Origin of the sequence: Amycolatopsis rhizosphaerae, assembly GCF_007713715.1 — a bacterium.
Lineage (GTDB): Bacteria > Actinomycetota > Actinomycetes > Mycobacteriales > Pseudonocardiaceae > Amycolatopsis_E > Amycolatopsis_E rhizosphaerae.
In genome coordinates this window covers 1-19,042 of the sequence record NZ_VJWX01000009.1, presented here as the reverse complement: position 1 = coordinate 19,042, position 19,042 = coordinate 1, and the positions used below count along the sequence as shown (strand labels likewise).

At 70.2% G+C, this 19,042-nt stretch carries 18 protein-coding genes; 9 read left to right on the top strand and 9 right to left on the bottom strand.

Translation table 11 applies throughout. The annotated features are described in order from the left end of the window. Positions 1 to 17: 17 nt before the first annotated feature. The 6 genes from FNH05_RS02085 to FNH05_RS02060 all read left to right on the top strand — a co-directional run bounded on the left by FNH05_RS02085 (position 18) and on the right by FNH05_RS02060 (position 6,856). Positions 18 to 1,079 (top strand): hypothetical protein, encoded by a 1,062-nt coding sequence (locus tag FNH05_RS02085; RefSeq protein WP_144585420.1) that lies wholly within the window; start codon positions 18 to 20, stop codon positions 1,077 to 1,079. Further along, positions 1,076 to 2,833, top strand: a complete 1,758-nt coding sequence (locus tag FNH05_RS02080; RefSeq protein ID WP_246127444.1) for a hydroxysqualene dehydroxylase — start codon at positions 1,076 to 1,078, stop codon at positions 2,831 to 2,833. The genes FNH05_RS02085 and FNH05_RS02080 overlap by 4 nt, the downstream gene beginning before the upstream one ends. Further along, positions 2,830 to 4,200 carry an NAD(P)/FAD-dependent oxidoreductase gene (locus FNH05_RS02075; protein WP_144585417.1) on the top strand — a complete coding sequence of 457 codons (1,371 nt, stop codon included), beginning with the start codon at positions 2,830 to 2,832 and terminating at the stop codon, positions 4,198 to 4,200. The genes FNH05_RS02080 and FNH05_RS02075 overlap by 4 nt, the downstream gene beginning before the upstream one ends. 79 nt (positions 4,201 to 4,279) lie before the next feature. After that, positions 4,280 to 5,158, top strand: coding sequence for an SAM-dependent methyltransferase (locus FNH05_RS02070; RefSeq protein ID WP_144585415.1), 879 nt, complete (start codon positions 4,280 to 4,282; stop codon positions 5,156 to 5,158). Positions 5,159 to 5,261: 103 nt separating this feature from the next. Next, positions 5,262 to 5,891, top strand: coding sequence for a ScbR family autoregulator-binding transcription factor (locus FNH05_RS02065; RefSeq protein WP_144585412.1), 630 nt, complete (start codon positions 5,262 to 5,264; stop codon positions 5,889 to 5,891). A gap of 200 nt (positions 5,892 to 6,091) precedes the next feature. Beyond that, positions 6,092 to 6,856, top strand: a complete 765-nt coding sequence (locus tag FNH05_RS02060) for an AfsR/SARP family transcriptional regulator (RefSeq protein ID WP_144585409.1) — start codon at positions 6,092 to 6,094, stop codon at positions 6,854 to 6,856. Positions 6,857 to 6,935: 79 nt separating this feature from the next. Here the strand turns inward: FNH05_RS02060 and FNH05_RS02055 are convergent, their stop codons facing one another. From FNH05_RS02055 to FNH05_RS02040, 4 genes are all read right to left on the bottom strand, one after another. Further along, on the bottom strand, positions 6,936 to 7,535 hold the full coding sequence (locus FNH05_RS02055) for a hypothetical protein (protein ID WP_144585406.1): 600 nt from the start codon (positions 7,533 to 7,535) through the stop codon (positions 6,936 to 6,938). 113 nt (positions 7,536 to 7,648) lie between these two features. Further along, positions 7,649 to 10,216 carry an ABC transporter permease gene (locus FNH05_RS02050; protein WP_144585404.1) on the bottom strand — a complete coding sequence of 856 codons (2,568 nt, stop codon included), beginning with the start codon at positions 10,214 to 10,216 and terminating at the stop codon, positions 7,649 to 7,651. Then, positions 10,213 to 10,980 (bottom strand): ABC transporter ATP-binding protein, encoded by a 768-nt coding sequence (locus FNH05_RS02045; RefSeq protein ID WP_144585401.1) that lies wholly within the window; start codon positions 10,978 to 10,980, stop codon positions 10,213 to 10,215. Before FNH05_RS02045 ends, FNH05_RS02050 begins: the two co-directional genes overlap by 4 nt. A gap of 4 nt (positions 10,981 to 10,984) precedes the next feature. Then, the gene (locus tag FNH05_RS02040) at positions 10,985 to 11,218 is read right to left on the bottom strand and encodes a hypothetical protein (RefSeq protein WP_144585398.1); all 234 of its coding nucleotides are present in this window, start codon (positions 11,216 to 11,218) and stop codon (positions 10,985 to 10,987) included. Between the two features lie 198 nt (positions 11,219 to 11,416). On the opposite strand from FNH05_RS02040, the gene FNH05_RS02035 reads away from it, so the two are divergent. Further along, complete coding sequence (locus FNH05_RS02035; RefSeq protein ID WP_144585395.1) at positions 11,417 to 12,166, top strand: TetR/AcrR family transcriptional regulator; 750 nt, start codon at positions 11,417 to 11,419, stop codon at positions 12,164 to 12,166. Positions 12,167 to 12,257: 91 nt separating this feature from the next. Beyond that, entirely contained in the window at positions 12,258 to 12,617 is a 360-nt protein-coding gene (locus tag FNH05_RS02030) for a hypothetical protein (protein ID WP_144585386.1), read from the top strand. A 191-nt stretch (positions 12,618 to 12,808) separates the two neighbouring features. On the opposite strand, the gene FNH05_RS02025 is transcribed toward FNH05_RS02030, so the two are convergent. After that, complete coding sequence (locus FNH05_RS02025; protein ID WP_144585383.1) at positions 12,809 to 13,141, bottom strand: hypothetical protein; 333 nt, start codon at positions 13,139 to 13,141, stop codon at positions 12,809 to 12,811. A gap of 110 nt (positions 13,142 to 13,251) precedes the next feature. Between FNH05_RS02025 and FNH05_RS02020 the strand changes: the two genes are divergently transcribed. Further along, entirely contained in the window at positions 13,252 to 14,424 is a 1,173-nt protein-coding gene (locus tag FNH05_RS02020; protein WP_246127442.1) for an HNH endonuclease signature motif containing protein, read from the top strand. Between the two features lie 594 nt (positions 14,425 to 15,018). Here FNH05_RS02020 and FNH05_RS37750 read toward each other — a convergent pair. From FNH05_RS37750 to FNH05_RS02000, 4 genes are all read right to left on the bottom strand, one after another. Beyond that, positions 15,019 to 15,390, bottom strand: a complete 372-nt coding sequence (locus FNH05_RS37750) for a hypothetical protein (protein WP_186382326.1) — start codon at positions 15,388 to 15,390, stop codon at positions 15,019 to 15,021. 463 nt (positions 15,391 to 15,853) lie between these two features. After that, positions 15,854 to 17,386, bottom strand: coding sequence for a glycosyltransferase family 39 protein (locus FNH05_RS02010; protein WP_246127441.1), 1,533 nt, complete (start codon positions 17,384 to 17,386; stop codon positions 15,854 to 15,856). 24 nt (positions 17,387 to 17,410) lie between these two features. Continuing rightward, positions 17,411 to 18,130, bottom strand: coding sequence for a TetR/AcrR family transcriptional regulator (locus FNH05_RS02005; protein WP_144585380.1), 720 nt, complete (start codon positions 18,128 to 18,130; stop codon positions 17,411 to 17,413). A 73-nt stretch (positions 18,131 to 18,203) separates the two neighbouring features. Continuing rightward, positions 18,204 to 19,042: glycoside hydrolase family 183 protein (locus FNH05_RS02000; RefSeq protein WP_144585377.1), on the bottom strand; the 839-nt coding region annotated here is incomplete at its 5' end.

The following is a 19,042-nucleotide window of genomic DNA, read 5'->3' as shown; positions in this document are numbered from 1 at the left end:
GAACACTGGAGGGTCAGATGAAATTGCGTCACAACGGTGTGGTGGCAATGATCGCGGCCGCTGCCCTGAGCCTGTTCTTCCTGCCGCCGGCCGCTGCGCAGGATCTCGTTCCCCCGCCCACCGACATCACCGGTTCGGACCTGACCCAGGTCCCCGGCCACCTCGCCCAGCCCGCCGACGACGTCGCCCACCCCGGCTCGGCGACCGAATGGTGGTACGTGCACCTGATGGACCCGCGGACCGGGCGAACCTTCATCGCGCTGTTCTTCACCAGCCCCGCCCCGATCACCGCGATGTTCTACTACCCGGAAAACGGTCCGAAGGCGGTGCTCCCGGTGGCGGCGACGCCGACCACGGCGAGCACCGCGACCCCGTCCGCGGGCAACAGCGCGGGAAGCATCGACTACGACCCGGTGCGCGGCGCCTACCATTTCGTGTTCCACGCCAATGGTTTCGACGTCGACGCCTGGCTGGACCAGCCGGTCACCGGGCTGACCGGCGGCCCCATCCGGTACGACGGCGGCCAGGAGATGTACTGGACCTCACCGGTCGCCACCAGCCATCCCACCGGACACCTGCGCACCCCGGACGGGCAGGACACCGATCTCGCGGGCTGGCGCGGTTACCACGACCACAACTGGGGCAGCTTCAACGTCGTCGACCAGCGCTACTCCGGGTGGGAATGGGCCGTCTCGCACGAGCCCGACGGCAGCGCCAGCCTGCTCGGCGGCGTGGTCAAGGGTGACGGCGTGTGGCAGGGCGTGGTCGCGCACGCCACCCCGGACGCGGTGATCGGCTGCATGGCGACGCTTCGGCTGTCCGACTGGCGGGTCTCCGGGGCCTACTCGTATCCCGCCTCGGAGAATGCTTCCTGCACGGACGCCAAGAAGGGCACGCCGACCGGCTGGGAGCCGGAACCGTATCCCGGGCTGGACTACACCTTCCACGTGACCGATCCGTTCGTTTTGGACTCCGGCTTGCTGGCACTGCCCGAGTCGGTCGGGCGGACGGGCCCCGGCTCGATCGGGCTCGTGGAACACATCCGCACGCTGCCGTCCCGCCTCGGGGGTGGGCAGTGAACCCCAGGAAGTTCAGCAGGCGGACGGCGCTGCGCGGCGCGACCATGGCCGGTGCCGCCGTCGCGCTCGGAAGCACCCCGGCGCGAGCAGCGAACGGCGGACGGCGGGTGGCGGTGCTCGGCGGCGGCATGGCCGGGCTGACCGCGGCGCACGAACTGATCGAGCGCGGCTTCGAGGTCACGGTGTACGAGAGCACCGCGCTGGGCGGGAAGGCCAGGAGCATCCCGATGCCCGGTACCGGGACCATGGGGCGGGCCGACCTTCCCGGCGAGCACGGCTTCCGGTTCTTCCCCGGCTTCTACCACAACGTTCCGGACACCATGTCGCGGATTCCGTTGCCCGGCAACGGAAAGACTGTTTCGGACAACCTGGTGTCGCTCAACGGCGCGCTGATCTCGCGCAGCGGCGGACGGTCGGACATCGAGCTCGCCCTGCCGACCAACCCGGCCACCCGGCCGTTGGATCCGGATTCGCTGCGCGACACCATCATCGGCCTCGTGCAGGAGGTCGTCTCCCTGCCTCCCCAGGAGGTGGCCCTGTTCGCCGACCGGCTGCTGGTGTTCATGACCAGCAGCCGCGAACGTCGCGAGAACCAGTGGGAGAACGTGGCGTTCTGGGATTTCATGCGCGCCGATGGACGTTCGAAGGAGTACCAGGTCGCGCTGGTGCGGTTCATGACGCGAGGACTGGTCGCGCTCAAGGAAAAGGTGGCGAACACCCGCACGGTCGGCGCGATGGGCGAGGCGTTCATCCTGGCCTTCCTCGGCCAGGGCACGAACGGCCAGTCCCCGGCCAGGATGCTCAACGGCCCCACCACCGAGGCGTGGATCGATCCGTGGGTGCACTGCCTGACCGGCCGGGGCGTGCGGTTCGAGGTCGGGCAGACGGTGCGGTCGCTGGAACTGTCCGGCGGGCGGATCTCCTCGGCCGTGGTCACCGGCCCCACCGGCACGCCCACGTCGGTCACGGCGGACTGGTTCCTCTGTGCGGTCCCGGTGGAACGGGCCCGGCAGCTGTGGTCACCGGCGATCCTGGGGCAGGCCCCGGAACTGGCCGGGATGAACGAACTGCGCACCGACTGGATGAACGGGGTGCAGTTCCCCCTGCGGGAGACTCCGCCGATCAAGGCGGGTACCCAGTTGTTCCTGGACTCGCCGTGGGAGATCACCTCGGTGCTGGACAGCACCCTGTGGGACCGGGACATCCCGGCGCAGTACGGCGATGGCGCCGCGCGGGACATCCTGTCGCTGGACGTGTCCGATTGGGACACTCCGGGAATCCTTTACGGGAAACCGGCCCGCGAGTGCACGATCGAGGAGGTGCTGGCGGAATGCTGGGCACAGGTGTGCGACGCACTGAACGACACGGGACGATCCGTCCTGCCCGACGGCATCCGGCATTCGTCCTTCCTGGACCCGGCCATCCGGGAAAGCGGCGCCGGGCTGACCAACGACACCCCGCTGTTCGTCAACACGGTGGGCAGCTACCGGTACCGGCCGGAATCGGCGACCTCGATCCCCAACCTCTTCCTGGCGGGTGACTACGTGCGCACCGACATCAACCTGGCCACCATGGAAGGCGCCAACGAGTCCGGCAGGCAGGCGGTGAACGCCCTGCTCGACGCGGCCGGTGCCACGGAAGGCCGGGTACCGATCCAGGCCCTGTACCAGCCGCCGGAGCTCGAACCGCTCAAACGGATCGACGCGGCCCGGTACGCGGCCGGGCAGCCCAACCTGTTCGACCTGCCGGGATGACGAACGCGGAAGACGCCGTGGACGCACTGGTGGTCGGCGCGCGCCCGGCCGGTTCGGCGACGGCGATCGCGCTGGCCCGCGCCGGGAAGCGCGTCGTCGTGCTGGACCGCTCGCGGTTCCCGTCGGACACCCTGTCCACCCACCTGCTGTGGCCGGGCGGGCTCGCCGAGCTGCGGGCCCTCGGCGCGCTGGACCGGGTGGAAGCCCTTGGCGCGCCGCGGCTGCCGATCGGGATGGCGGTCGGCGATGGCATCACCCTTCGCGGCAGTTATTCCACTGTGGACGGCGTCGGGTACGGGATGTGCGTGCGCCGCACCGGGCTGGACGCCGCGCTGGTCCGAACCGCGAGGGAGGCCGGGGCGCAGGTGCGAGAGGGCTGCCGGGTCACCGGGCTGGTGGTGCGCTCGGGGCGCGTCACCGGGGTCCGGTTCACCGGCCGCGACGGTACGGAAGAGGAGTTGCGCGCACCGCTCGTGGTGGGCGCGGACGGCAGGCGCAGCACGGTGGCGAGACTCGTCGGCGTGGAACGGCCGTACCGGCGCGAACCCAGCGGCCGTGCGTGCTTCTTCGGGTACTGGACCGATCCGCATCCCCCATGGCGCGAGATCGCCGCGCAGTGGCGCGCGGGCGCCGAACTGGGCACCGCGTTCCCCTGCGACGGCGGGCTCGTGCTGTGCCTGCTGCAACCACCCCAGGACCGCGCGGCGGACTTCCGGCAGGACACCGAGGCGGAGTACCTCCGCACGATCAAGGCGATGCCCGGCCTCGCCGAACGGCTGCGCGGCGGCGAACTGGTCGGCGGTATCCGCTCCGCCACCGGGATCGAGTCCTACTTCCGCCGGTCGTCCGGTCCCGGCTGGGCCCTGCCGGGCGACGCGGGGCACTTCAAGGACCCCGTGACCGCGCAGGGTATCCGCGATGCCCTGCGGTACGGCCGGCTGCTCGGTGAGATGGCCGCACCGGTACTGCACACCGACCGGCTGGACGCGGCACTACTGGACTGGGAACGCCGCCGGGAGGCCGAATGCCTCGAGGTCTACCAGTGGACCAACGGCCTGGCCCGCGGCGAGCGGATGACGCCGCTGGAGATCGAGTTGTACCGGTCCGCGCGGCAGCGGGACCGGCTGACCACCCTGATGCTCGACGTGTACTCCCGTTCCCGCCGCCCGGGTGAGGTCGCAACCCCGCGCCGGGGACTCGCGCTCGCCACGGCCGCGCTGGCCCGCCCGGCCGCGGACCGCCGCACCGTGCTCGCCGCGCTCTCCCGCGACCTGCGGACCATGGTCTCCGACGCCCTCGAACGCCGCGCCGTCCGCCGCCGGCCGCTCCCGCCCACGCCTGGGCTCGAAGGCCCGCGCGCGCCCTGAAAGTTGATCACCCGGAGGGCGGCGGCGGGCCTGCCGGTTACCATGTCCGCACACCGTGCTACCGACCGAAGGACGCGTTGTGGCCGATTCCGGAACCACCGACTCCCGCCGTGATCCGTACCTCCCGCGGGACGTCGACCTCGAACACCCGAGCGTCGCCCGCGTCTACGACTACTACCTCGGTGGCACCTCGAACTGGGCCATCGACCGCGAGTTCGGCGCCAAGGCGCTGGCCGCCTTCCCCTTCGTGCGGCCCGCCGCCAAGGCCAACCGGCTGTTCCTGCACCGGGTGGTGCGCTACCTGGCGAAAAACGGCATCCGGCAGTTCGTCGACCTCGGCTCCGGTATCCCCACGATGGGCCCGACGCACGTGGTCGCGGACCGGGTGAACCCGGAGTCGGCCGTGGTCTACGTGGACAACGAGCCGGTCGCGGTCGCGCACTCGCAGGTACTTCTGGAGCGGGACGGCGACCCGGCACGGCATGCCGCGATCAACGGTGACCTCCGCGACCCGGAAGGCCTGTGGGAGAAGGTCGCGGAGACCGGTGTGATCGACTTCGGCGAGCCGGTGGCCCTGCTGATGATCGCGGTGCTGCACGTGCAGCAACTCGACGCCGACGGTGTGGACCAGACCCCGGACATCCTCGCCCGGTACCGCACGCTGCTCACCCCCGGCTCCTACCTGGCCATTTCGCACGGCTCCTCGGACGGGGTGCCCGGACAGCGCGCCCTCGACATGGCCAACTTCGCCCGGATGTACGAGCAGTCCAGCACGCCGGTGCGCTGGCGCCCCCGGGCGGAGATCGACCTCCTGTTCGGCGATCTGGAACTGGTCCCGCCGGGCACCACGTGGACACCGCTGTGGCATCCGGAGGAGTCCACAGCGGACTCGCCGGAGATCGACTTCGACAGCCCGGAAGATTCGGTGGTCTGGGCCGGGGTGGCCCGCAAGAACTGACGCGACGGCCGGGTGCCGGAAGGGGCCCTGCCGGCGGGCGTAGCGGGCATCCGCCCGAAGGTCTGGATTTGATCTTCCTGCAAGGATCACGGAGGAACTTGCCTTGGCCCGCCAAGAGCGTGCGGAACAAACGCGGAGCGCCATCCTGCAAGCCGCGGCCCGCCGGTTCGACGAAGTCGGTTTCGCGGCCGCCAGCCTGTCGGACATCCTCGCCGAGGCCGGGGTCACCAAGGGGGCGCTGTACTTCCACTTCAAGGCCAAGGAAGATCTCGCCGACGCGCTCATCGACGAGCAGTTCCGGGTCTGGGAGTCCTTGTCCGGAATAGACAATCCGGGACTGCAGACGGTCATCGACCTCGGCCACCGCCTGGCGATCAGTCTGCAGCACGACGTCCGCGTGCGGGCGGGCATCCGGCTCGTGATCGAGCAGGGCTCGTTCCTCCTGCCCGCGAGCAGCGCCTACCAGCAGTGGATCGACACGGTCCGCAGCTTCCTGCTCGCCGCGAAGGCGGCGGGAGACCTTCGCAAGGAGGTCGACGTGCACCAGCTCGCGCAGCTCGTGATCGGCTCGTTCACCGGGATCCAGCTGACCTCGCAGGTCCTCACCGGGCGAGCCGACCTGCCCGAGCGCGTGACCTTCATGTGGGAAACGATCTTGAGCTCGGTGGTGCCGCCGCGGCGACGGCACAAGTTCTCCGCAGCGGGCGCTCTCATCGGCGCCGGCAGTTCCTGAAAGCGGTCACATAATCTCCCCTGGACCTCACCGATTAACAAACCGACCGACCTCCCGGTTTTCGCCTTGAAAACCGGGAGGTCGGTTCAGTACGCTCCGACTGTGGGGCCGGACACGCATCGGCAGACACCAGGCGCTGGGGGAAAGACGAGGCGCCACGGGCAGATCCCGGACAACGCGGACACCGGAAGGCACTTCGGATGCACTACGAGATACTCGGAGAGATCAGAGTCAGCGGCCCGCCCGGTGTCAGCGCACCGCGGGCACGCAAGATCGAGACGCTGCTCGCCGTACTGCTGGCGAAACGCAATCAGGTGGTGACCACCGAGTACCTGATCAGCGAGATCTGGGTCGGGAATCCGCCCGCGCGAGCCAACGCCGCGCTCTACGTCTACGTTTCCCAGTTGCGGAAGCAGCTTCGCGGCATGGGCGGGCACGCGGACGTGAGCCCGCTGGTCACCAACCCGCGCGGCTATTCGCTCCGTGTGGGAACCGACGAGCTCGACGCCGACCGTTTCACCCGCCTCTACCAGAAGGGGCGTGCCCTGCACCGGGACCGCAGCTACCGGCAGGCGGCGGCCGTCCTGCGTGAAGCCGCGGACCTGTGGCGTGGCGCCGCCTTCGGCGGGTTCGCCGACTCGCCCGAAATCCGGTCCTGCGCCGCGCTGCTGGAGGAAAGCAGGCTGGAGTGCCTGGAACTGCTGATGGAGACGGAACTGCTGGTCGGCAGGCATCGCGAGATCGTGGGGCAGCTTTCCGCACTGGCGAAGGAACACACACTGCGGGAAACGTTCTACGAGTACCTGATGACCGCACTCCTGCGCTCGAACCGGCGGGCCGAGGCGCTGGAAACCTTCGCCTCCGCACGACGGAACCTGGTCGAGCAGCTGGGCATCGAACCCGGCAGCTCACTGCGGAAACTGCACCACCTGATCCTCGTCGGCGAACTGTCGGACGCGGTCTGACCCCTCCCGCGCCTGCGGCACCCGGCCCGGTCCCGCAGGCGGCGGGGCCGGGTCGTTCGGCGTCGCCGCGCCCGGTGGGTCAGCTGCGGAACACCGACACCACCGGGCCACCGCACACCAGGGGTTCGCCGTACCAGCCACCCCAGCAGCCCTCGGGTGCCAGCCCGGCCAGTTCCGCCATGAGATCCAGTTCCGCGGGCCACACGTACCGCTGCGGGAACCGCGCCCCGGCCATGAGCAGCGTCTGACGCGTGTGGTCGTGGTCGGCCACCAGCGCGTCCCTCGCCCAGGCGGCCGGGTCGGGGTGACGGCCCTGGATCACCAGGGCAGCGCCGGGGCGCAGGAACGCCGCGAGCCGCCGGACAAGGCGAAGCTGGTCGCGCTGGGAGAGAAGCCGCGAAAGCTCGTCCGAACCCGAGAAGACGACGTCGAAGCGCAGACCGGAGCCGAGCGGGCCTTCGGTGCCTTCGGTGCCGTCGGTGACGCGGTAGCCCTCCCCCGCCAGTGCCCCGGCCACCGGGCCGCCGCCCGGCACGAAGACCCGGCCCGTGCCGGGGCGATGGGTGACCCGGTCGGCGAGTTCGGCGAGGAAGGCCACGGCACCGGCGGGATCGGCGGCCGGCGGAGCGACCGACGTGCCGATGGCGTCGGCCGTTGTCCCGGTGATGCGGATCGGCATCGGGCCACCTCACTTCACGGGCTGTTCCGCTCTTCTCCCCGCAGAGTGCCCGACCGATCTAAAGTGGACCTTGTGCGGACGCGCCGGGGGTGCCGGGTTGTGCGGCGGACACCTCACTGCCCTGGCAGGGTCACCGCTTCGATCGGGCTGCGCCGCATCGCCAGCCGCGCGGAAACCGCGGTGACGGGCCAGACGATCAGGAACACCGCCAGCACCACGGCGAGGAACACCCAGACCGGGCCGGACGGGATGATCTCGCCGGTGGTGATGGCCATCGGCAGCACGGTGCACAGCGAGATGACGATCCCCAGCAGCAGGCCGGTCACCGCGACGATGCCGCCTTCGACGAACAGCATCCGCCGCACCTGCCTGCGGTCCGCGCCCGCCAGCCGCTGCGCGCCGAACTCGCGGCGGCGGGCCAGTACGGCCACGGCGAGGGTGTTCACCGCCGCGATCGCCGCGTAGGCGATGGCGAGCACGGCCAGCAGGTAGTTGATCATCGCCTCGACGTCGGCGCTCGCCTGGAAGTTCCGCTTCAGCGCGCCGTCGTCGCCGACGGTGGCTCCCGGCCAGTTCTTCATGCGCTCGGTGAGCGCCGAAACCAGCGCGTTCGCGTCCTGCCCCGGGGCCGCCCTCACCAGCACCTGCGCCGGCAGGCCGGTGGTGGTGTGCGCGGTCAGCAGGTCCGCGGGCAGCACCATGCTCGCGTAGCTCGACGGGCTGTCCAGCAGCGCGACCACGACCACCTGTGCCTGCGCCCCGTCGCCGAGCCGCATGGTGATCTTCTGGCCGAGCCTGATGCCCAGGTCCTCGGCGACGTTCCGCGGCAGCGCGACCGAGTCTCCGGTGAGGTTCTTCAGCGAACCGGACGTGACCTCGGTGGCGAGCACCGAACCGTCCTGGTCCTCCGCGGCAATGCCGATCAGGCGCAGCGGGTCGCTGCCGTTGCCGTCGTAGGGCTGCTCGATCCAGCCGGAGCTGGTGACCAGCGGCGACGCGGTGCCGACGCCCGGCGTGCCGCGGATCCGCCCGAACGCCTCCGGCGAGAGGCCGCCGGTGTCCGAGCTGATCACCGCGTCGGCCCGCAACTGGCCCGCGTACGCCGACACCTGTGCCCGCTGCACGGTGGTCTCCGAGTACACGTTCCCGAGCGCGACCGCGGTGGCGAGCGTGATCGGGGTGAGCACGGCGGCGAACGCCACCGCGCGCGCCCGCGAGTTGATCACGGCGAGGGTGGCTTCGCGGCCCGCGATCCGCCGGATGAACGGGCCGTACCGGTCGGCGACGAAGGCCATGATCTCCGGGCCGATCAGCGCCACCGCGATCGCGCCGGTGAGCACCGCCGGGCCGCCGATCGCCGAGGCCGTGTCGGCGGGCATGAACATCGTCGTCCCGGCGAGCAGTACCGTCGCGGCGGCGAACACCAGCGCGCCCGTGCGGCGCAAGGGGTTCACCCTGGCGCTGGGGATCGCGGCCTCGGCGAGCGCCTGGACCGGCCGCGCCCGTGCCGCCGACAGCGCGGCGAACCAGGCCGCGGCGTAGGTGATCGCGAGCGTGGCGAGGATGCCCGCGGCGAAGGCGATGACGTCCTGCCGGAACACCAGCTCGCCGGGCACGATGCCGAGCGACCGGCTGGTGCCGAAGATCCGGTTGCCGGCCAGGCCGCCCAGGAAGGCTCCGCAGACCGCGGCGAGCACGCCGACGGCCATGGTCTCGGCGACCACCATCCGGTGGACCTGTTTCGGCGTCGCACCGGTGGCCCGGAGCAGCGCGAGCTCCTGCTGCCGCTGCCGCACGGTGAGGCTGATCGTCGCGGAGACGACCAGTGCCATCACCACCAGCACCATGCCACCGAACACCGCGGCCAGCAGGATCAGCGGCAACTGGCCGGCGGACACGCCGAGGAACTCGGCCGAACCGCGGTCGTCCCCGGTGAGCACGCTGACCCCGGGGACCTGGTCGGCGATGCGCGCGGCGAGCTCACCGGCGGCCACCCCGTCGGCGGGGAACACCCCGGCCAGGCCGACGCTGCCCGGATGCGTGCCGAACCGCTGCACGTCGTCCGCCGAGAAGAAGAACGCGGGCGCCCGCACGGTCCGGCCCGGCTCCGCCGTCCCGGTGACGACGAAGTCCTGCTTCTGCCCGTCCACCGCGAGTCCGACCCTCGCCCCGGGCCCGATCCCGGCCGCGCCCGCGGTGGCGGAGTCGAGCACGACCTGCCCCGGAGCCTGGGGCTGCGCGCCCTCGCGCAGCGTGTAGCCGCCGAGCGCCGCGGAGTCCCAGCCATGTCCGGAAAGGACGGACGCGGAACCGGAGACCTGCGGCATGCCGTCACGCAGCAGCACGGCGGGGAACGACACGTCCGGCACCGCCTGCCGCACGCCCGGCACCGCCGCGATCCTGCCGATCTGGTCCCGGGTCAGCCCCGCGCGCTCGGCATACGGCACCACCTGCGACTCTTCGTCCGGCAGTCGGAACCCCGCCGAGCCGCCGACCACGACCGGCGCCGACGCGAGCCGCTGCGGCGGTGCCTGCAGCACGATGGCCGTTTCGAACAGCCCGGCGCAAGCGATCAGCAGCCCGCACCCGATCAGGATGGCCACGAACGAGGCGAACGAGGCGGCCGCGCGGAACCTCAGGCCGGCCAGTGCCAGCCTGAGCACCACCCGCCGCGAACTCACCGCTGCCCCCGCGTCTGCTTGGCCCGGGCGCCCAGCTGCGCCAGTGTGGCGGCGACGGCCTCCGCGCCCGGTGCGGTCAGCTGCGTGACGATCCGGCCGTCCACCAGGAACAGCACCTCGTCCGCGAACGACGCCACCACCGGGTCGTGGGTGACCATCACGATGGTCTGGCCCGCGCGCACCAGTTCGCGCATCAGGTTCAGTACCTCGACCGCGGTGGTGGTGTCGAGCGCGCCGGTCGGCTCGTCGGCGAACACCACCGCGGTCCTTCCCGCGAGGGCGCGGGCGATCGCGACGCGCTGCTGCTGTCCGCCGGAGAGCTCGCCGGGGCGGTGCTTCACCCGCTGCGACAGCCCGACGCGCGCGATCACCTGGTCCACCCATGCCCTGTCCGGTTCCTGGCCCGCCAGCAGCGAGGGCAGGGTGACGTTCTGCTCCACGTTCAGCGCGGGCATCAGGTTGAACGACTGGAAGACGAACGCGACGTGGGCGCGGCGCAGCAGCGTCAGTTCGGTCTCGTTCTTGCCCTTGAGGTCGGTCCCCACCAGGGTGACCCGGCCGGAGGTCGGCTTGTCCAGACCAGCCGCGCAGTGCAGCAGCGTGCTCTTGCCGGAACCCGACGGGCCCATCACCGCGGTGAAGGTGCCGGCGCGGAAGTCGGCGGAGACACCGGCCAGCGCTTCGACCGCGCTGTCGCCGGAGCCGTAGGTCTTGTGCACCGAGTCCAGCCGTACCGGGGACTCGACGGAAGTCGTGGCGGACACGTGCTCACTCCGTTCCTTGCCGGGTGCGGCGGTCCGGTCCGAAGTACCACCACAGCAGCAGTGCCGCACCCCCGATGCCGATCGTCCACAACCAGAACGGGTACTTGACGGACGTGCTGATCAGGCTCATGAGGAGCCAGATCACGAACTCGATGCCGCTGACGACCGCCCAGACGATCGTGACGACCCGGCGCGCGAGTCCGCTCGAGGAGCGGGCGTCTCCTGTGCTCTCCGGCATGAAGCCCCCATATCGGCTCGGCGGAGCATCGGATTAATTGTGCAACGCTTACACAGTTTAGCGGAACCGGGCCGTACGGAAAACCCGGACCGTGTCTCTCGCCGACCCGGCCGCGAGTTTCCGGTCCGGCTCACACCACCCCCAGCCGGGATTGTGTAAGAATTGCACAGTTTGCGGAACGAGGCTGCGGAGCGAAAGATGCCGACCGAACCCGACCCCCACGAGCTTCCCGGGCTGCCGCCCGGCCTGACCGCGGCCTGGGTCACCACGCCGCGGTCCCGCCCTGGCCCGAAGCCTTCGCACAGCGTGGCGCAGATCGTGGCCGCGGCCGTCGAACTCGCCGACACCGAGGGGCTGGCCGCCGCCTCGCTGCCCAACATCGCCGCCTCGCTCGGGCTGACCACCAACGCCTTGTACCGCTACGTGAGTTCGAAGGAGGAACTGCTGATCCTCCTGGCGGACACCGGACTCGGACCGCCCCCCGCCCCGCGGGCCGGGGAGACGGACTGGCGGGCCGCCGTCCGTCACTGGGCGCACGCCGCGCTCGAACGCTACCGCGCCCGGCCATGGCTGCTCGACGTCTCCTTCCGCGGCGGGCCCGTGACACCGCATCACCTGAGCTGGACGGAGCGGCTGCTGGCGGCGCTGTCCATGGCCGGTCTGTCCGATGTGGACGCTCTCGGCTGCGCCCGGCTGGTGGCCGACTTCACCCGCACGACGGCCGAGCGCCTCCGCGCCCTCACCGATCCGGACTCCACCGACTTCCCGCCGCGGGCAGCCGGAGTCCGCGCGTTCCTGAGCCCACTCCTCGCCGAGCGCGACTACCCCCGTCTGGCGGCCCTCGCGGCCAGCGGCGAGTACCCGGCGGCCACCTCCGTGGACTTCGGCCTCGACCGCATCCTCGACGGCATCGCCGCCCTCCTTCCGGGCCCCGGCACAATCCGGTGATCGGAAACTTGGTGGCGCCTTTGGCCTGGCAGGACCAGGCTGCGGAGCGTTGACGAAACGGATCGATGCGCTGGGCACGAAGGGATGCAGGGTGGTTCAGGACGAGGAGACAGCCACCACGGTGCTGTGGCGCCCGACCGGGCCGGAGGAGTTGGAGCTCGTCCGGCAATCCGGCTGGCGCGCCTGGCCGCCGCGGCTTCCCGAGCAGCCGATCTTCTACCCCGTGCTCAACGAGGAGTACGCGATCAAGATCGCCCGGGAATGGAACGTCCCACACCATGGAGTCGGCTACGTGACCCGCTTCCGGGTCGAGTCGGATTTCCTCCGGCGCTACCCGGTGCGGCAGGCCGGCGGCAAGACCATCCTCGAGTTGTGGGTTCCGGCCGAGGAACTGGACGAGTTCAACGCCCACCTGGCAGGCCCGATCGAAGTCGTGCACGAATTCCGGTGATGCACTCCGGCGCTACACCGATTCCCGGCCGAGTCGGAACTGGCGTCCTTGGTGGAGAATTCGCGAGGATCGATTTCGCCGGCCGAGGCCAACCCCAGCCATTCGAGATGGTCACACCCGTCCCGGAAGGCGGGATTTCCGCAGAGGCGATCTCGGTCAGCAGGGAGAACAGCCGCGACGCGGCCGGCTGGTCACTGCCTGCCAGTAGCGGCAGTGCCTCGGCAGGTCGGCGTCGGCCTGAGCCCGCAGGAAGCGGACAGCATTTTCTGGGGGCAGGTCGGGTGGCATCGCGTCCAGCATGTTGTCCAGCATGTCCACCGTGACGGGCGCGCCATCAGCGCGGCGATCGCGATCGGAAGTCCGGCCACCGCACCGACCAGGGTGGCGGCATCGGCATCGGCATCGGCATCGGCGGCCGCGATGCCGTCGCGGAACAGGAAAGCGGCGAACCAGCGGCCCAGCGGCTCCTCCAGATCGGCCAGCGAGATCGACCTCGTCCACCTGGTCCAGCACCCTTGGCCCACGCCGTCCAACGGAAGCGAGGACTCTTCGGAAACACGACCGTTCGAATTACTGTTCGAACCTACCTGATCGTGTGATGCTGTTGGCGGCGTGTCGTCGATAGAATTGTGGGGTGACCGAAAACTGGGGGTTTTCCGGGCCCGACCCGGAACTGTACGACCGTATCGCCGCACTGCAGCGGAATGAGGTGTTGTCGCTGATCGCGGCGGCTGAGGGGTGTTCGAATGCATGCCAGGCGGTGAAACTGGCCGCGGTGGCGGCGTTGGGGGATGCGGATTCGGTGGCGAAGGAGGTCGCTCTCGAATTGCATTATGGTGCGCGTCAGGCGGAGGGTCAGGTGTCCCTGGCCCGGGATCTGGCGCGGCGGTTGCCTTCGACGTTTGAGGCGATGAAGCGGGGTGCGGTGGATCCGTATCGGGCGTCGAAGGTGGCCGATCAAACCTCGGTTCTGACCGACGAGCAGGCGCGGGAAGTCGATGCCCGGGTGGCGGGGAAGATCGCTACCCGGGATGCGACGTCGGTGCGGCGGCTGGTGAACAGGACCGTTGCCCGCGTCGATCCCGAGGGGCATGCGCGGCGGTGCGAGGAGCGTAGGCGGTCCCGCAATGTTCAGCTGTGCCACGAGGACGAAGGGATGGCCACCCTGTATGCGTATCTCCCGGCGGAGATCGCCGCCACGATCTACACCCGAGTCGATCGCGTCGCCCGCCGACTGCGCAGCAATGGTGAGGAGCGCACCCTGGACGAACTGCGGGCGGATGTGTTCTCCGACCTGTGTCTGGGTGTCGTGCGGCCGGTGGAGCCGCCGCGGGCGGAAGTGTTTGTGTATCTGGATTTCCTGACCTGGACCGGGCTGCGCAACGAACCGGCCGAACTGGCCGGACATGGGCCAATCCCCGCCCAACTGGCCCGCCAGATCGCCGCGAATGCCACCATCCGGCGGGTCATCACAGACCCCATGACCGGCACCCCCATCAACGTCGGACGCCACCGCTACCGGCCACCCACCGCCACCAAGGAGTTGGTGCAGGTGCGGGACCGGGAGTGTCGGGTGCCGGGGTGTCACCGACCGGTCCAGGCCTGCGATCTGGACCACGTCGAGCCCTGGGCCCAGGGCGGTGGCACCGACAGCACCAATCTTTGCGGCCTGTGCCGCCGAGATCACCGGCTCAAGGACGAGCCCGGTTGGCGCCACCGGATGACCGAAACCGGCGTTCTGGAAATCACCACACCCGCCGGTCGCACCTATCGCAGCGAACCCGAACCCCTCACCACCGCCGCCTGAGGGACTCACAGAGAGTTCGGCTCAGTTCACCACCTGCTTGACGTGGACCGCGCCTGACCGATTGCGGTCAACTCCGGTCGTCCCCGGGACGGGGATGACATCGTGTCCGCATGGGATCGAGACGAGGCCTCGTCTGGGGAGACGTCATCCTGGGCTGGTCGCGGCCGTGGGAATCGGCTCTGTACTGGGCATCAGCGGGGTGTTCTCGCAGAGGGTGACCGGCGCCCCGGTGGTGTGCGGCAGCGAGATCACCCTCTACTTCCGTAGCAATGATGAACTGAACGCCGCCCGCGAGCGAGCGGTCCGTGAAACAGGAGTTGCGGCCGTCATGGTTGTGCCCCCGAGAGCCGGTGACCAGGGGCACTGCGCGTCAAGCCGACGAACTCCCACTTCACCGATGACCTCTGCCGCCATTTCCTCGCGGCCCTTCCCGAGGCAGTGCACGTTGGTGTCGCCCCCTGTTGACGGCCCCCGCTCGTCGCGAAAAGGCAGGTCCGTGACCGGCACCCATCGCGCGGGCAGAACCCCACTGCGCGAAGCCCGCCTGATCGCCGGCCACGACGTCGCCCGGTGCTTCGGCGACGACCGGTCAGCTCAGTCCCAATAATTGAAAAGTGCCTCGCCCACGGTGGCCGGCTTCCAGTAGGTGACATCATCGGGCACGATTTCAGGCCATTTCGCCAGGTCGAACGATGAGTCCAGTTCGGCTTCCGTGAGCACGCGAACCCCGGGCAGGTCCGCCAACGCGCCCACTAGGTCCGGTGCTTGGACGAACGTCAGCGGCCAGACCTCGCCGAACCGCGTGTCGATGCGGTGCGGTTCAGCAAGAGAGAACAGAGGGGTGTGTCGAAGCGGCTTTGCCGGATTTCTCGGGAGAATCGCCCCCGCGATGGCCGGGAAGGCACCCACGTCGTCCACACGGCGCCGCGACGGAGCATGCTTGGCGAGATCTTCCTGCTTCCGCACGCCCCGCGGTTCCTGGGGCTTCCATCGCAGGTTCCGTTACTCTACCGTCCACAGTGGCCGGAGTCGTCTTCCCCACCTGCAGACTGACCAGTGAAGCCGCGGCATTCGCGCGGAACGTGTGCTCGGAGACGCTGTTCAACCATGTCATGAGGACGTATCTCTTCGGTGCCTGCTGTTCGACCGGGAACTCGTTTTCGTGGCGGCCGTCGTACATGAGCTCGGACTCGTCGAAGCGTTCCAGACCCCGTGCGAGCGTTTCGAGGTCGACGGCGCCGACGCGGCACGCCGGTTCCTGCAGGAACACGGAAATCGCAGAGTCGACGCTCCTGCAGGTAGTGCCGGCAAGCACACGATGACGGCCCGGTCGCCGACCGCCAGCCCAGCACGCCGGCCTTAAGGGCGGCAGCCAAGATCCTCGGACCCGGCAGGAGGGCGTCTTGCCGAAGGTCCGCGCGATCCAGTGCTAGTTGAGATGGCGTAGCCCCGGCCAGAGTTGCGCCCAGTCGCCGTGCGGCTGCCGGCACAGGTAGATCGCCGCGTGGTGGGCGGTCTCCTCGTCCACGATCCCACCGGGCATGGTGATACGCGCGATCTCCCGCACGTCGGACCAGAACCGGTGCAGGTAGTCGGCGTTCCACTCGCCCACACACAGGACGGTGTCCGGGGTGCCCGACGGCGGGCCCCACAGCAGGTAACCGTTGTGTCCGCTGGACACCGGCAGTCGCAGGCCCTCAGCCGGGCCGAGGATGGTCAACGCACCGGCTTCGCCATAGTTGCTGGTGAAGACGCTCGCCCCGGCAGGCAGGGTGTCGGCCACCGCCGTGACCTGGCGGACGAACTCGGGCCAGCCGTAGGTCTCGAGTGGTTGGGGGTTGACCGGCCGGAGCGCGTCGGCCGCGCCCACCGGCAGCACGGGCAGGCCGATCAGCACCGCGAGCACCCCGGACGCGGTGATCACCGCGGGCAACTGCCATCGGTGCCGACGGACGGGCGGGGTTCGGGGTTGCGTGGCAAGGGCTTCGGCCAGCACGGCCCCGGCCGCGAACAGTCCGATCAGGACGGGTGCCGGGTAATAACCCTTGCCGCCACTCGCGGTGAACACCAGCACCGCGGTCACCGCGACGACGAGGACCCACCGGTGGTCTCGGCCTGCGGGCGAACCCAGCCAGCGGATCCCGAGAACCCACAACACGATCAGCGGGCTGGCGAACGCCACCGGGAGCTGGGCCAAGGCGCCGAGCGGACCGCCCTGCTCGGCCGAGAGCACGGCGGCCATGCGGAACTGCGCCCAGCTGTGCTGCGCGTTCCACACCAGGTTCGGCGCGAGCATCACGGCCGCGAGGACACCGGCCAGCCATGGCCCGGGGGTGCGCAGCACAGCACGCCGATACAGCGCCAGCCCCAGCACGATGCCGACCAGCAACACCCCGACGGTGTACTTGTTTTCCAATCCGATCCCGGCCACCACTCCGGCAGGCAGCCACGCCCGCACCGTGCCCAACCGCACCGCCCTGGCCACCGTCACGAACAGCGCGGCCCAGGCCAGCTGGTCGGTCACCGTGGTGCCGAACAGCATCGCGCCCGCGACGAACACGGGGCTGGCCGCGACCGCTCCGGCCGCGATGGCCTGGGCGCGGGCCCGGCCGCCGAACTCGGCGGCCAGCAGTGCGGCCAGCAGGACACAGCCCAGCTGGGCGGCGATCGCGAGCAGCCGCAGCGGCAGCACCCCGCCGGGCAGGTCGGCGGCCAGCCGGGCCAGCAGCGGGGTCAGCGGCGGCTGGTCCGGGTACCCCCACGCCAGGTGCCTGCCGGAGATCACGTAGTAGAACTCGTCGCGGTGCCAACCGAACCGGGCCGCCACCCCCAGGTGCACGACACCGGCCACGGCCAGCACGGCCGAGACGGGTTTCCACGCCACCTGCGGGGAAACCCGTGTCGCGTCCGGTTCTCCCGGTCCGGCCGACGCGCTCGCCTCGGACATTCCGATGTCATCCATGACCTTCCAGACCCCCATTTCGCATCATGCCGGTGCTCCGGCCTGGTCCGGCTCGGGCAGGAACGCGGCCAGCAGCAGGTGCCGGACGGTCCGGCGGGAGACCTCGTCGTCGAGCATCGCCGAGTCCGGATCGTCGATCCGGTGCCAGGCGAACCAGGTGACGGTTTCGACGACGAAACGCGCCGCCGCCGCCACGTCGGGAACGGGGCGCAGCGCGCCGGAGCGGATACGTCTCCGCAGGTAGTCACCGAGGGCGGCCAGCAGGTTCCTCCGGCGTTGCACGAAGTAGAGCTGGGCCAGTTCGGGGAGGTCCTGGGCGCACCGCTCGACCAGAGCCAGCAGTCGCCGATTGGTCTCGACGAACGCGTACAGTTCGTCGATGATCGCGCCGAACTCCTCGGGGACCGCGACGTGCCGCCGACGACCGCCGGATGCCCCGGCCAGCACGGGCAGCACCTCGTGGTCGGCGGCCCAGGCATCGACCATGGCCACGATCTCCCCGGGAGCGGGCCTGACCACCGGAATGTCCAGCCCGGCCAGGGACTCCGGCCGGGTCAGGTGCAGCAAAGCCAGGTACAGCAGGGCTTCCTTGCTTTTCGCGTAGGTGTACACCGCGCCATGGCTCAGGCCGAGGGCCGCGGACACGTCGGACACTCCGGCCGCCCGGTAGCCCTTGCTCATGAACACCCGCGCCGCGGCTTCGGCAATCTCGTCCACCGAACGCGGCGGCACCCGACCTCGCACCCGCCTAGTATTGACTGACTGGGTTAGTCAGTCAATAGCCCCCAGGCCGGCTTCGACGTCGCGTTGGCGAAGGTCAGCGATCGCGCGTCAGGTGCGAACGCAGGAGAAACACGTTGTACGGCCCCCATTGCGACATCAGGTAATAGATGTCGGGGCCGTCGAGCGCCCACGGATGCAGGTAGCCGCCGTACAGTCCGGGGAACCGGGCGCCGGAAACGGCCACCTCCCCCACCGACCACGGGCCTTCGAGGCGATCCGCGGTGCGCAGCAGGATCACTCCGCCCGGATCGTCCAGGTGCAGGGCCAGCCATTGTCCCCAGTGGACACTGTAGGCAACGGACAGCTCACCGACCGGGCCCGGCAGGACCGCAACCGCGGCGGACTCGTCACGGACCCAGCCACGGCCCGTGAAGTAGTCGTAGGCGGAAGCGTCCAGGATGTCCGCGATTTCGGCACGGGCGAGGTAGGCGTCGCCATGCCGCCCGTTGGTCGTACCGAACAGGTAAACGTGGTCACCGTCGCGGGCAAGGGCACCCATCTGGAACGGGTCGTCCCGCTCCGCCCGGTTGATCCAGCGCGCTCCGCGCGGTTTGTCCCACGTCACGCCGCCGTCCCGGGAGACGGCCATGCCCCCGTAGTTGGTGTGCCACCAGCCCGGCGGACCCCACTCGCGCACGGACATGTACTGCACGTACTGCCCACCCTCGACGGCGATGCCCGAATTCGGGATGACGGTGACCTCATCGCGTCGCCTGTCCCGCGGGATGACCTGGGCGGCGGTGCCGTCCGCGCGGGCAACCACGCCGTCGAGGATCAGCCCCTGCGACAGATCACGGGTACGGGAGAAGGCGAGGACGTTGCACCGCCAGTCGGCACTGTCCGGTCCACCGCCCTCCCCGCCCCATCCCTCGC

Excerpts from the sequence above, each read along its gene's own strand:
- FNH05_RS02085 (WP_144585420.1), top strand. The coding sequence starts at position 18 with ATGAAATTGCGTCACAACGGTGTGGTGGCAATGATCGCGGCCGCTGCC.
- FNH05_RS02075 (WP_144585417.1), top strand. The coding sequence starts at position 2,830 with ATGACGAACGCGGAAGACGCCGTGGACGCACTGGTGGTCGGCGCGCGC.
- FNH05_RS02060 (WP_144585409.1), top strand. The coding sequence starts at position 6,092 with ATGCACTACGAGATACTCGGAGAGATCAGAGTCAGCGGCCCGCCCGGT.
- FNH05_RS02055 (WP_144585406.1), bottom strand. The coding sequence starts at position 7,535 with ATGCCGATCCGCATCACCGGGACAACGGCCGACGCCATCGGCACGTCG.
- FNH05_RS02040 (WP_144585398.1), bottom strand. The coding sequence starts at position 11,218 with ATGCCGGAGAGCACAGGAGACGCCCGCTCCTCGAGCGGACTCGCGCGC.
- FNH05_RS02035 (WP_144585395.1), top strand. The coding sequence starts at position 11,417 with ATGCCGACCGAACCCGACCCCCACGAGCTTCCCGGGCTGCCGCCCGGC.
- FNH05_RS02010 (WP_246127441.1), bottom strand. The coding sequence starts at position 17,386 with ATGGATGACATCGGAATGTCCGAGGCGAGCGCGTCGGCCGGACCGGGA.